The sequence below is a fragment of the Plantactinospora sp. DSM 117369 genome (genome assembly GCF_053764795.1).
Genome location: NZ_CM132446.1, coordinates 1,494,567 through 1,507,076 on the forward strand (window position 1 = coordinate 1,494,567; position 12,510 = coordinate 1,507,076).

Sequence of the window (12,510 nt, forward strand, 5' to 3'; positions counted from 1 at the left end):
TCCATCCCCGGCGACCTTCGGCTATTTCGAGACCTCGACTTTGGTCGGTGTCCGGTGCCGGCGCCGGTTCGTACAGTGGGCTGATGACTGGTGTGGCGGCGCGCCCCGAGCATCCCTGGCTGCTGCCGGCCACCCTGACCGCCGACCTGGCCACCGGCCGTCCCCGGCCCCGCCGGTCGACCCGGGACTGGATCGTCGACACGATCTGCTTCCTGATCGCCTCCGGGTACGCGTTCATCGCCTTCTGGGATGTGCTGCGCCCGCAGCCGACCCTGGTGGCGGACCGGGCCGACTCGGAACTCGCGGTCGCGATCGACGCGGTACTGAGCACCGCGCTCTGCCTCGCGCTCTGGGTACGCCGCCGCTGGCCGGTCGCGCTGGCCGCCGCCGCCCTGCCGGTGGCGCTCTTCTCCACCCCGTCCGGGATCGCCACGCTGATCATCCTGCTGACCCTGGTGGTGCACCGGCCGCTCTCGGTGGCCGGCCCGCTGGTCGCGGCCCACCTTGGGGTCGCGGTGCTCTACGAGTACCGGAATCCCGACCCGGCCGACGGGCCGTGGATCGGGATGGCGCTCAGCGGGGTACTGACCGCCTCGGTGCTGGCCTGGGGGATGTTCATCCGGGCCCGACGGCAGCTCGTGCTCTCCTGGCGGGACCGGGCGTACCGGGCGGAGGCGGAGCAGCGGTTGCGGGTCGAGGCGGCCCGGCGGCTGGAACGGACCCGGATCGCCGGTGAGATGCACGACGTGCTCGCGCACCGGATCTCGCTGCTCAGCCTGCACGCCGGGGCGCTGGAGTTCCGGCCCGACGCGCCGCCGGAGGAGATCGCCCGGGCGGCCGGGGTGATCCGGACCAGCGCCCACCAGGCGTTGCAGGACCTGCGCGAGGTGATCAGCGTGCTCCGGGAGGACCCGCCGGAGGGCGGGGCGGAGCAGGACCAGGCGGTCGAGCCGGTGCCGGTCTCCGGCGTCTGGGGTGCGGCGCCGAAGGCGTACCCGCCGGACCCGCCGTATCCGCCGGTGCCGCTGCCGGCGGCCGGCGAGCCGGACCCGCCCGTTCCGCCGGCCCGGGCGCCGGAGCGGCCGCAGCCGACCCTGGACGACCTGCCGGCCCTGGTGGCCGAGTCCCGGGAGGCGGGCATGCGGGTGGACCTGCGTACCGAGTTGACCGGCACGGAGACCGCGCCGGCCGGGGTCGGGCGGGGGGCGTACCGGATCGTGCAGGAGGGGCTGACCAACGCCCGCAAGCACGCCCCCGGGACCAGTGTGCTGGTGACCGCGCGGGGACGGCCGGGGCTGGGGCTCAGCATCGAGGTACGCAACCGGTGGCCGGTCGGCCAGCCGACCGGACCCCGGATCCCGGGTACCGGCACCGGCCTGGTCGGGCTCGGTGAACGGATTGCGCTGCTCGGCGGGTGGCTGGAGCACGGGCGTACCGACTCGGGTGACTTCCGGCTGGCGGCCTGGCTACCGTGGCCATCGTGAGCGGGGGACACGTCGATCCGGTGTCGGGATCGCGGCCGGAGCCGCCGGCCGGTCCGGTACGGGTGCTGATCGTCGACGACGACGCGCTGGTCCGGGCCGGTCTGTCGATGATCCTCGGCGGTGTGCCGGAGCTGCTGGTGGTCGGCGAGGTGGCCGACGGCAGCGAGGTGCTGCCGGCGGTGGCCGCACACCGCCCCGACGTGGTGCTGATGGACATCCGGATGCCCCGGATGGATGGGCTGGCCGCCACCGAGGCGCTCCGCCGGCTGCCACACCCGCCGGAGGTGCTGGTGCTGACCACGTTCGACGTCGACGAGTACGTGCTGCGGGCGTTGCGGGCCGGTGCCAGCGGCTTCCTGCTCAAGGACACCCCGCCGGCCGAGATCGTCGCGTCGATCGGCCGGGTCGCGGCCGGCGAGGCGACGCTCTCCCCGACGGTCACCCGCAAGCTGATCGCGCACGTGACCGGCGCGGGTACGCCGGCCCGGCGGGACGCCGACCTCCGGCGGGACCGCGCGGTACGCCTGCTCGCCGGGCTGAGCGCCCGGGAGCGGGAGGTCGCGGTCGCGATCGGGCGGGGCTGGTCCAACGCGGAGATCTCCGCCGCGCTGTTCATGAGCGTGGCGACGGTGAAGGCGTACGTCTCCCGGCTACTGACCAAGCTGGAGCTGACCAACCGGGTCCAGGTGGCCCTGCTCGTGCACGACGCCGAGCTGGTCTGACCGGGCGCATGGCGGGCCGGCGGTTCGGTCAGCGCTCCTGGAGTCGCAGCACGTCCAGGCCGCTGGTGTCGACCACCGGGCCGGTCTCGCGCATCCGCTCGGCAACCTGGTGCCACCGCCCGGCCTGCCGGGTGCAGATGCCCTGCGCCTCGTCGCCGCGCAGGGGCTCGCCCCGGTAGTCCAGCTCGGCCAGCCGGCGTCGGGCGCGCAGACTGCCGTCCCCGGCGTGCTCGGCGACGGTCTGGTAGATGGCGTTGAGCCGGCGGTCCACCAGCGCGATGTTGTGCCGGGCCAGCCGCTCGATGTTCTCCTCGGCCCGGCTGCCGTCCCCGACCAGCCGGTCGGCGCCGGCCAGGCAGAGGTCGTCGTAGCGCGGGATGGCCGGCGGGAACCGGGCCTCGGCGATCCGGATCGGGTCGACCGCCTCGCGCAGCAGCCGGATGAACTCGGCCCGGTCCCGCCAGTACCGGGCGTGGTCCAGGGCGATCCGGCAGAGCGTGTCCCAGGTCTCCGCGTCCAGGTCGAGCCAGCGGATGAGCTGGTGCGGGTCGGCGGTCTGCGGCGGCAGGGCCCGGTCGTGCCAGGTCTGTTCGAGGAGTACGGCACCCTGGCAGAGCAGCTCCTTGGCGTACGCCGACATCCGAGAGTTGATCACCTTGTCCGGGCGCGGCAGCACCACCTTGAGGCTCGGGTACACCTCCTCCTCGAAGTACCCGAAGTCCTGCAACCGGCGCAGCGGCGCCAGATCGGGTTCGCTGCTCAGGATCCACCGCCGTAGCCGGTCGGCGGCGACCCCGCTCTCGGTACAGGCCAGCGCGGCCCGCAACTGCTCCACGGCCTTCGCCACGAGCGGCGCGACCGGCCGCGGCAACGGGTGCGGGGTCGGCTCCGGCGCCACCGGACCGGTCGGGGCGGCCGGCGGCGCGGCCGGCCGGCGGTGCCAGCGGGGCGCGTACGCCAGCGGCAGCGCGTCGGCGATCAGCCGGCGGCCCCGCCACAGCGCCCGGCCGGCCGCCGACAGGTACGCCGGAGCGGTCCGCTCCAGCTCCGGGAAGTACCCCTTGAGCGCGAAGGCGTAGGTGCAGGCCGCATTGTAGAAGTCGAACGACCGGAGCGAGTGTCTCGGCCACCGCCGGCGTTGCGCCCGCCGGATCGCCCGGTCCAGCAGTACGCCCCCGCACGGCCACTCCCGGCTCAGCGTCCGGGCCCGGGTGCGCGGGCCGCGCCGCCACCAGCCGGCGAGGCAGCCCCCGTCGTCGAACGGGCCGACCGGCGCGGCCGGCTCCCCGCCGTCACCGCCCCGCCCTCGGCCGTCACCGTCACCGGACCGCCCGGCCAGCCCGGTCGCGGCAGGACGGCGCGCCGGCTGCCAGCCGGCGGCGGCCCAGTCGTGCCACGCCTTCGCCAGCCGCAGCGGTGCCCAGACGTCCCGGAGCAGCAGCAGCGCCGAGTGGGTCACCTCGGACCGGGTGGCCCGGACGAACCAGGCGAGCACGGTGTCCTCGCGCAGCCGGTACAGCTCCTGGGCGGCGGCGATCTGGAACACCACCCGGGTCGCCTCCGGGAACTCCCGCAGCACCCGGCGCAGCCACGCCTTGGCGGCCGGCTCACCGGGCGCGTCGGCGAAGGTCACCACCACCGGCCAGTACCGGTCGACGAACGCCTTCTCCAGCCGTTGCCGCATCTGGCGGCGTACCTTCTCCCGGTCGCCGACACCGTCCTGCTTGAACCACTGGTGCACGGTCCGTTCGGTGTACGCGAGGGTGCAGGCGTACTGGTAGCGGAGCTTGATCGAGTCGGGCCGGCGGCGCAGGTAGCGCAGCGTACCGAGCAGGTGCCGGGGCAGGTGGCGGAGCCGGTCGGCGCGGGTGGTCCAGACGTGGTCGTCGTACCAGCCGCCCTGCTCGCGCAGCACCAGCGCCGACTGGTACGTGTCCAGCGCGTCCAGGAAGAGCCCCATCTCCTCCTGCACGCTGGCCACCATCACCCGCAGGTCGGCGTTGAACGGGTCGAGCCCCAGCGCCACGCCGTAGTAGCGCAGCGCCTCGTCGAACTGCCGCCGGTCCTGCAACTCCTTGCCCTTGTTGTACGCGGCGAAGAGTGCCGCCGGCAGTTCCCGGCCGCACCAGTTGCGCCACGGCGCGGCCCGGGCCAGCCGGGTCACCGGCAGGATCGTGGCCAGCACCCAGTACGCCGTCCGCCGGGTCGCCTCCTCCCAGGTGCCGCCCCACTGGGTGGTCATCGCGCTGCGGCCGCCGCCGAGGAACGAGGTGACGGTGGCGGAGACGCCGTAGCAGGGTTCCTGGGCCCGGACCTGCAACACCCCGGTCACCCGGTAGCCGATCTTCGGCCAGAGCCGGGGCAGCATCTGGAGCAGGATGGCCAGCGGGTGCCCGCTGCGCGGGTCCACCCCGCTGGCCACGTCGAGGAAGGTCTCGGGTGGCGGGTCGGCGGGGCCGGCGTACGGCGGATAGATGTGCGTCTCGGAGAGCCGCTGGCAGAACTGGCTCTTCAGGTCGTCGACCGGGGCGCTGCGGTCCGGGGTGGCGTCGGTGAACTCGTGCACGTCCACCGGCCCGGGCCGGTAGGCGAGCCGGACCCGGCGCCGGTGCCGCCAGGCGGCGAAGCAGATCAGGGCCAGCAGGAGTAGCCCGAGTCGCTGCCGCATCGGGTGCGGCCCGTCGCCGCCGAGGGCGATGGCGAGGCCGTCCACCGGGCTAACCAGCCAGGTGTCCGGGCGGCCGGCCCGCAGGTGCGCGCGGCCGATCCAGACCAGCGCGGCGAGCAGGGCCAGGGTGCCGAGGAGTTGCCAGGCGAGCGCCCGTCCGGTCCGGGGCATCGGCAGTACGGCGGGCGCGGCCCGGGATTCTCTGCCGATCCGCCGGGGCGTTGGCTGCTCCCACTGCTCGGACCGTTGGATACCGTGCGACGTTCTTCTTGCTCGATGAGGCATCTCGGCCACCGATGAGTCTCGGCTCGGTCCCCTTTCGTGACAAAACCCGCACCTCCAGGCTAGGGATCGTGGTAACGGCCGTGGTCCGGAATGCCCGTTCTCGGGCGTCTCGTTGGGGTGGTCGCGTCCCGCCCGTACCAGTGGTTCCGCACCGGGGCCGCTTCCCTCCGCCGGGGAAAGGCCGGCCTACCGGCGGCGTACCCGGAGCTGACGGCCGCCCGCGCGGCGGGGTGACCCCTTCCGGCGGAGACTGTCGAGCTGCCCCGGCTGTGCTACCCCCGATTCCGCCCGGACCGGTGTCCTCAGCCTCGGGGGCGCGGGGCGGGGCGGCGTGCGGTCGTGTCGGCGTACCGGGATCGCATGGCGGGGCTGGCGGCGGGGCCGGCGGCGAAGACGAAGTCGTCGCCGTCCAGCCGGCGGCCGGTGGCCCGGTCCACCACCACCGGGTCGGCCTCTACGCCGGTGGCCCGGTCCACCAGGATCATGCTGCGTTCCTCGGGACGGAGCCGGGAGTTGCCCCAGGCGGCCAGCGCGATCACCACCGGCCGGAGGCTGCGGCCGAGGTCGGTGAGGACGTACTCGTAGCGGTCCGGCCGGGTCTGGTAGCGGCGGCGCGTCAGCAGGCCGTTGTCGGTGAGGGTCTTCAGCCGGCTGGTCAGGATGCTGGACGAGATCTTCAGGTTCGCCTGGAACTGGTCGAACCGGGTGTAGCCGTCGAAGGCGTCGTGCAGGATCAGCAGCGTCCACCACTCGCCGACATGCCCGAGTGCGGTGGAGAGCGGGCACTCGCGGTCCTCAAGTCTGATCTTGCCTGCCACCTGTCTGCCTCCCGTCGAGCCGCCGTCGAGTTGATGCTAGTTTAGAAGTTAATAGCTTCTACCTTGAAAGTAACTCAGGAGGTCGATCGTGACCAGCGCCAACGCCGCCCCCGAGATCATCCGCCGGTACTTCGCGTACGCCTCGCAGCCGGACACCGAGGCATACTTCGGGTTGTTCGCGGACGACGCCGTGGTCGAGGACGAGGGGAAGACGTACCGCGGCCTCGCCGAGATCCGACGGTGGCGGGGCGAGGTGCCACTGGTCAGCTACGAAATCACCGACGTCGAGCAGACCCCGGCCGGGACGGTGGTGACTGCCACCATCACCGGAGACTTCCCCGGCAGCCCGTTCGCCGGGCTCCGCTTCCGGTTCGAGGAGTACGACGACGCGGCGATCCGGCGACTCCGCATCGCCCCCTGACCGGGGCCCGGCCCCGCATCTTTGTCGACGACCAGCGCTGCTCGCCCTCTCCCGCCCCCCTCGGCCAGGGTGTCCACTGTGGCCTCAGCTGTGCTCCGGTGTGGTCAACGGTTCGGTCGGGTCTCCGACACGGCACCATCTCCGCCCCGATCGGCTGCAACCGCGTCCCGGGGACGGATGTGTATGCCTCGACCGGGCCGACGAGGGAGCCCGGACACGAGCTTCGAGGGGGACCGATGCGAAAGATCGGGTTCGGAACCAGCCCACGCCACCCGGTGGCGATGCCGGCGGTACTGCTGGCCGCCGCGCTGACCGTGGCGCTGGCCGGCTGCGGCTCCGGTGCCGCGCCGAGCGGCGCATCGACGGTGACCGCCGGGCCGACCGGCGTACCGGCGACGCCGGTCGGGGAGGCCGGCACGGGTAGCCCCGCGACGGCCGCGCCGACCGGGCCACCCAGGAAGAGCGGGACCGGGGTGGGCACCCCGCGCCGGTCGGCTCCGGCACGGCCGACCGGTACACCGAAGCCACCGGCGTCGTACGACCCGGCCGAGGACATCACCGACCTGTCGGCACAGACTCCGGGCCTGCGGCTCAAGGCGCCGGTCGGCGGCGTCCGGCACGGCGACCTGACGGTGACCGTCCGGAACACCGGACCGCAGCCGGTGTGGGGGCTGACCTTCATCGTCGAGGTGCCGGCGAGCATGACGGCGGACGGCGGCGACTGGTCCGGCTGCACCCCGCTGCGGTGGACGCGGGTCGGCTTCCCGGCCGGCTCGAAGTGCGAGAAGGGCTACCTGGCGCCGGGCGAGTCCCGGGTGTACCGGTTGGGCATGAAGTCGCCGGCCGCGAAGGACGGCGCGGACAGCCGGACCTCCCGGTGGCTGGTCGACGTCTGGTCCGGCGGAAAGCGTGGCGAGATGTACCGGGATCTCGGGCCGGACGACAATCGCCGCATCTTCCTGGTTTACCGTGCCTGACACTATCGCTCTGGTGACCTCCCGTGTTGATCCGCCCGAGGGTTCCTGCCGTGCTGCCCCGCCGAGCGTGCCGGGCGGCGGGGCCGTCGCCGGGAGCGGCGGTGGGGCCGGGCCGGAGGTCGCCTCCTTTCAGGAGTTCTACGCGCTGACGTTCCAGCCGCTGACCGTGCAGCTCTGGGCGTACACGGGGGATCTGGCCCAGGCGCAGGACGTGGTCCAGGACGCCTTCTGCGCGCTGTTCGAGCGGTGGGACCGGATCTCCCGGTACGACGACCCGACCGCCTGGGTACGCCGGGTCGCCTGGAACCGCGCCACCAACCGGTTCCGGCGGTCCCGCACCTTCCTGCGGTGGGCGCGGCGGCAACGCGAGAGCCACGTGCCGGAACCGAGCCCGGACCGGGTGATGCTGGTGGCGGCGCTCGCCGAACTGCCCGCCACCCAGCGCCGTGCCCTGGTCAAGTACCACCTCGGCGACCTCTCCGTCGCGGAGATCGCGATCCAGGAAGGTGTTTCGGCGGGCACGGTCAAGTCGTGGCTGCACCGGGGGCGGGCGGTTCTCGCCGCCCGGCTGACCGAGCGGGAGGGGGAGCAGCGATGACGGGCTTCGACGACGAGCGGGCGGTCGACGCCGCCTTCGCCGAGTTCGACCGGGTCGGCCGGGCGTACCTGACGGCACCCGGGGTCGCCGACGTACGGGCTCGGGTCCGGCGCCGCCGGATGGTCCGGCAGTCGGCGCTGGCCGGTGCGGCCGGCGTGCTGGTGGTCGTCGCCGCGATCTCCGGTACCGCCCTGGTCCAGCGGCCGTCGCCCAGCCAGTCGGCCGCCGTCGTACCACCGACTGCTCCGGCGACCACCGCGCCCGCCGCGCCGAGTCCGACCGGCCCGGCCAGCTCGACCGTGCCCACGAAGCGGCCCTCGGCGACGGCCACCGGCGGGCCGTCCGGTGCGGGGCCGCGGGGCAGCACCTCGACGAGTTCGTCGCCGGACACGGCGGACGTCTCGGCCAGCAGCAGCTACCTGATGTTCGATCCGCCGAGCGGCGAGTCGCGGGCGGGAAGCCTGTTCGTCATGGTCGAGAACGCCGGCCCGGCGCGCGTCGCCACAGTCTCGGTGGTGATCACCACGCCGGCCACTGTGGAGCTTGGGGAGCCGGGCGGCGGGTGCCGGCTGTCCGGGTCCGCCGGCACCTTCCGGTGTACGGCCGGCCCGCTGGCCGCCGGGGCGACCGTACGGTTCCGGTTCGACTTCGTCGCACCACCCGGCCCGGTGGCCCGGACCCCCGCGACGGTGACGGTACGCGGCACCGGGCAGGACCCCGACCAGTCGAACAACCGGGTCGACTATCTGGTCCAGGATTGACCGATCTGGGAGCGTGCTGACAGAGATCGATTATTGCTTACCGGTTTCCAATGGATGACGATTGATGCCCGGGGGGATCTTCCAAGGAGGCATCTCATGGCGGAAGCGACACAGGTCCCGGATGTCCACTCCTATCCACTCGGCGCCAGCCGTCCCCCGCTCGCCGTGGCCGACCTTCCCGAGCCCGAGGAGGTCTTCAAGGTCCGCAGGCTCGGCCCCCGAGAGCTGGTCAAGTACGCCCTCGGCCCGAGCCTGATCGCGCTGGGCATCTCGATCGGCAGCGGCGAGTGGCTGCTCGGCCCGCAGGCGGTCGGCCAGTTCGGCTTCGTCGGAGTCGGCTGGGTCATTCTGATCTCGGCGGTGCTGCAGACCTTTTACAACATCGAGTGCTCCCGGTACGTGATGGCCACCGGCGAGGCTCCGGTGGTCGGCTGGGGACGGGTGCCGCCCGGCTACCTGCTCTGGGTACCGCTCTCGGTGTTCCTGGTGATCTTCGCGTTCATCGCCGGGGGATGGGCGGCCTCGGCCGGCCAGGGCATGTACGCGTTGGTGCACGGTGAGGCGCCGCCGTCCGGGGCGGAGGAGCCACGGCTCTGGGCGATCGCCCTGCTGGTGCTGGTCTTCCTGATCGCCGCCGGGGCGAAGCGGATCAGCCGGGCCCTCGAACTCGCCAACTGGGTGATGGTCAGCACCATCCTGCTCGCCCTGCTGCTGGTGGCGTTGCTGGTGGTGCCCTGGGACATCTGGTGGGAGGGGATCCGGGGCTTCGTCACCCCGGCCGCGCCGCCGGAGGGGATCACCGCCACCCAGCTCGGCGGGCTGGCCGGGTTCACCGCCCTCGTCTCCGGCCTCAACTGGTACGTGATGGGCCACTACCGGGACAAGGGCTACGGGATGGGCTTCCGGACCGGGTACATCTCCGGGCTGCGCGGCGAGCGGCGGGAACTGCTGGCCACCGGGGTCACCTTCCCGGACAACCCGGCGAACGCGGCCCGGTGGCGGCGCTGGTACCGGCTGCTGCTCATCGACATGTGGGGGATCTTCTTCGTCGGTGCGATGCTCGGCATGCTGCTGCCCACCATCCTGATGGCGCAGGCGGTGCAGCTCTCCGGCGAGGCGCCGACCGCGTCGAACGTACCGACCTTCGTGGCCACCGCCCTCGAACCGGACTACGGGCCGCTGATGTTCTACGGCATGCTGCTGATCGGCGTACTGGTGCTGTTCAGCACCCAGCTCGGGATCTTCGAAGGGATGGTGCGGGTCAGCACCGACGCCGCGCACGCGACCAGTCCCCGGCTGCGCCGGCTGCTGGAGGGCGACCCGCGCAAGTTCTACTACCCGTTCATGCTGCTGCTGCTCGTGATCATTTCAGTGGTGCTGCACCTGGCGGTGCCGGTCAACCTGGTGCAGTGGTCGGCCAACATGTCGAACCTGGGCGCGCTGCTCTATCCGTTCCTGCTGATCTACCTGAACAGCCGGCTGCCCCGGCCGGCGCGACCGCGTCCCTGGCACTACGTACTGCTGGTGCTCAATGTGCTGTTCTTCGGCTTCTTCTTCGTCAACTTCATCGCCGACTTCATCGGTGACCCGCTGATCACTTTCTGAGGTGTCAGGAGAGGTCCCCTCTCCGGCAGAGTGCGATAAGAGGGGGCCTTTCCGCGCAGTGGGCCGGTGACGGGCGCTCAACGGGCCGAGGTCGTCTCCCGTACCCACGGCAGGGCCAACCACTCGATCGCGACCAGGGCGTAGTAGAGCACGATGCTCATGGCTCCGACCAGGATGATCGCGGCCCAGGCGGTCGCGCTGTCGGCGACCCCGCTGTACTGAAGGATCTGGAAGCCCAGCCCCGCGCCGTCCGCGGCGTAGAACTCACCGAGGACGGCGCCGATGGCCGCCAGCGGCATGGCGACCTTCAGCCCGATGAACATCTGTGGCAGCGCGGCCGGGAACCGAACCTTGGAGAATGCCTGCCAGCGCGAGGCGTCCAGGGACCTGGCCAGCTCGGCTAGGTCCGCGGGGGTGGTGGTGAGTCCGGTCGTCGTGGCCAGGACGATGGGGAAGAACGCGAGCAGGACGACCATCGTCAGGATCGGCTTCTGACCGAAGTCCAGGGCAATGACCAGCAGCGGCGCAATAGTGATCTTCGGGACCGCGTTGACGGCCACGAGCAGCGGCGAAAACATCCGCTCGGTCGTGCGTGAGGCGGCCAGGGAGATGCCGATCAGGACTCCCGCGGCGGTGGCGAGCAGGAAACCGATCACGGTTTCCGCAGTGGTGGTCCAGGTGCCGTCGAGTAGCTCTCCCGGCTTGCGACGGAACGCGGCCAGAACATCGGCCGGCGGCGGCAGGACCGCCGGGTGGACGAGCGGGTACGCGGTGGTGACGAGCCACCAGGTGGCGATCGCGAGCAGCAACCCGAGGAGGGGCCATACCCCGGCGTACGCCACCCGGGCGGCGCTCCACCGGTCCCGGGTCGCGCGCGTCTCGGATCGAACCTCGACCATTTCAGGGCTTCGGCGTCAGGCTGGCGTCGACGATCTGCTCCGGCGTCACACCCGGGGGGATCGACCCGGCGGTCTCCAACAGGGCGATGCTGCCGGCCACCCGGCCCAGGTCGATCCCACCAATTCCGGTCTCCGAGGCCACGTACGTGGCCATCAGCTCCAACTCGGCGGCGGCCGGCGCGGCAGCCGCGGCCGGCACGTGCTTGTGGAGAATCTCCCCGGACTCCTCGGGGTTCGCGATGCTGTATTCCAGCCCCTTGAGCAGGGCAGCGGTGAACCGCTTGACCATGTCCGGATTCTCCGTCGCGATCTTCTTGGAGGTGACCAGCACGTTGCCGTAGAGGTCTCGCATGACGTCGCTGTACGGCAGGACGACTGCCTTCCTGCCCTTCGCGGCGGCCTCGATGGTGGGCTTGCCGACCACGAACTGCCCGATGCCCTGGACGCCCCCGCCGGCCAGCGTGCCGATCAGGGTCTGCGGGGTGCCGTTGACCCACTTGACCTTGCTCTCGTCGATCTTTGCGAGCTTGGCGTACGTCGGGAAGAGGTTCCGGACAACCGAACTGGGGCTGTCGGCCAGGGTCTTGCCTTCCAGGTCCTTCGGGACGGCGATTCCGTTGCCCTCCAGACTCATGATCGCGGCCATGGTCTTCTGCTGGATGGCGGCAACCGCGACGACGTCCTTGGCCTGTCCCTGCCCGGCGGCGAGGAGGAAACCGGTGAGGTCGACCGGACTGAACGCGGCCCGCCCCGCGGCGATCATCTTGAGGTTTTCGGCGGTGGCGTTGCCGGGCTTGATGTCCACCTCGAACCCAGCCTCCCGGAAGTACCCCTTTTCAAGGGCGACCCAGGCGTACGCGTCACGCCCGAAGTTCCCGAAACTGGTCAGGTACGCCACGCTCTGCACGGAGCCTGAGTCGCCGCCGTCGCTGTCGTCCCCGGACGAGTCCGAGCAGGCGGCGGTGAGCAGCAATGTCGTGGCCAGAGCCGCGGCTGCGGTCGTACGCGCGAGTCTCACGAGAACCTTCCTTTCGATCCGGCGGTGCCCGACCGTCCGGAGTGGGGGTTCGGTTGAGTACGGGAGCTTGGCGGAGGCAGGGCCGGGCGGGGAAGGCGGGAGAGCCCGCGTACAGCGTAGGAGAAAGCCACTCTGCCTGCGAGGTCCGGTCCACACCCGGGCGGTGCCACACTGGACCAGCGAACGGGGCTAATCTTTGCCCGCCGGGTGGCAATGGCGTGAACCACTACCGGACTGCTGCCCGCCGATGGCAC

11 protein-coding genes are annotated in these 12,510 nt (G+C 72.0%); 7 read left to right on the top strand and 4 right to left on the bottom strand.

Annotated features, from left to right (window positions below; all coding sequences use genetic code 11):
• Positions 1-83 precede the first annotated feature (83 nt).
• Positions 84-1,484 carry a sensor histidine kinase gene (locus ACSMXO_RS06825; protein ID WP_455417078.1) on the top strand — a complete coding sequence of 467 codons (1,401 nt, stop codon included), beginning with the start codon at positions 84-86 and terminating at the stop codon, positions 1,482-1,484.
• Positions 1,472-2,206 carry a response regulator transcription factor gene (locus tag ACSMXO_RS06830; RefSeq protein WP_455417079.1) on the top strand — a complete coding sequence of 245 codons (735 nt, stop codon included), beginning with the start codon at positions 1,472-1,474 and terminating at the stop codon, positions 2,204-2,206. The genes ACSMXO_RS06825 and ACSMXO_RS06830 overlap by 13 nt, the downstream gene beginning before the upstream one ends.
• A 28-nt stretch (positions 2,207-2,234) precedes the next feature.
• Here the strand turns inward: ACSMXO_RS06830 and ACSMXO_RS06835 are convergent, their stop codons facing one another.
• On the bottom strand, positions 2,235-5,045 hold the full coding sequence (locus tag ACSMXO_RS06835; protein WP_455417080.1) for a hypothetical protein: 2,811 nt from the start codon (positions 5,043-5,045) through the stop codon (positions 2,235-2,237).
• Between the two features lie 416 nt (positions 5,046-5,461).
• Positions 5,462-5,977: a winged helix-turn-helix transcriptional regulator gene (locus tag ACSMXO_RS06840; protein WP_455417081.1), complete on the bottom strand. Its 516-nt coding sequence runs from the start codon at positions 5,975-5,977 to the stop codon at positions 5,462-5,464.
• Between the two features lie 88 nt (positions 5,978-6,065).
• Between ACSMXO_RS06840 and ACSMXO_RS06845 the strand changes: the two genes are divergently transcribed.
• The 5 genes from ACSMXO_RS06845 to ACSMXO_RS06865 all read left to right on the top strand — a co-directional run bounded on the left by ACSMXO_RS06845 (position 6,066) and on the right by ACSMXO_RS06865 (position 10,339).
• Positions 6,066-6,398, top strand: coding sequence for a nuclear transport factor 2 family protein (locus ACSMXO_RS06845; RefSeq protein WP_455417082.1), 333 nt, complete (start codon positions 6,066-6,068; stop codon positions 6,396-6,398).
• Positions 6,399-6,634: 236 nt separating this feature from the next.
• Positions 6,635-7,375 carry a hypothetical protein gene (locus ACSMXO_RS06850; protein ID WP_455417083.1) on the top strand — a complete coding sequence of 247 codons (741 nt, stop codon included), beginning with the start codon at positions 6,635-6,637 and terminating at the stop codon, positions 7,373-7,375.
• Positions 7,376-7,520: 145 nt separating this feature from the next.
• On the top strand, positions 7,521-7,973 hold the full coding sequence (locus ACSMXO_RS06855) for a sigma-70 family RNA polymerase sigma factor (protein ID WP_455419187.1): 453 nt from the start codon (positions 7,521-7,523) through the stop codon (positions 7,971-7,973).
• Positions 7,970-8,734 (top strand): hypothetical protein, encoded by a 765-nt coding sequence (locus ACSMXO_RS06860; RefSeq protein ID WP_455417084.1) that lies wholly within the window; start codon positions 7,970-7,972, stop codon positions 8,732-8,734. The genes ACSMXO_RS06855 and ACSMXO_RS06860 overlap by 4 nt, the downstream gene beginning before the upstream one ends.
• Before the next feature lie 96 nt (positions 8,735-8,830).
• Positions 8,831-10,339, top strand: a complete 1,509-nt coding sequence (locus ACSMXO_RS06865) for an Nramp family divalent metal transporter (protein WP_346259452.1) — start codon at positions 8,831-8,833, stop codon at positions 10,337-10,339.
• A 77-nt stretch (positions 10,340-10,416) separates the two neighbouring features.
• Here the strand turns inward: ACSMXO_RS06865 and ACSMXO_RS06870 are convergent, their stop codons facing one another.
• Together ACSMXO_RS06870 and ACSMXO_RS06875 are read right to left on the bottom strand one after the other, a co-directional pair.
• A complete protein-coding gene (locus tag ACSMXO_RS06870) occupies positions 10,417-11,238 on the bottom strand; it encodes an ABC transporter permease (RefSeq protein ID WP_346259451.1) in 822 nt (273 codons plus the stop codon).
• A gap of 1 nt (position 11,239) precedes the next feature.
• Positions 11,240-12,256, bottom strand: a complete 1,017-nt coding sequence (locus ACSMXO_RS06875; protein WP_455417085.1) for an ABC transporter substrate-binding protein — start codon at positions 12,254-12,256, stop codon at positions 11,240-11,242.
• Between the last annotated feature and the right edge of the window lie 254 nt (positions 12,257-12,510).

What these genes read in the sequence shown, in the direction of transcription:
- ACSMXO_RS06850 (WP_455417083.1), top strand. Translation starts at nt 6,635, where the DNA reads ATGCGAAAGATCGGGTTCGGAACCAGCCCACGCCACCCGGTGGCGATG.
- ACSMXO_RS06865 (WP_346259452.1), top strand. Translation starts at nt 8,831, where the DNA reads ATGGCGGAAGCGACACAGGTCCCGGATGTCCACTCCTATCCACTCGGC.
- ACSMXO_RS06870 (WP_346259451.1), bottom strand. Translation starts at nt 11,238, where the DNA reads ATGGTCGAGGTTCGATCCGAGACGCGCGCGACCCGGGACCGGTGGAGC.
- ACSMXO_RS06835 (WP_455417080.1), bottom strand. Translation starts at nt 5,045, where the DNA reads ATGCCCCGGACCGGACGGGCGCTCGCCTGGCAACTCCTCGGCACCCTG.
- ACSMXO_RS06825 (WP_455417078.1), top strand. Translation starts at nt 84, where the DNA reads ATGACTGGTGTGGCGGCGCGCCCCGAGCATCCCTGGCTGCTGCCGGCC.
- ACSMXO_RS06860 (WP_455417084.1), top strand. Translation starts at nt 7,970, where the DNA reads ATGACGGGCTTCGACGACGAGCGGGCGGTCGACGCCGCCTTCGCCGAG.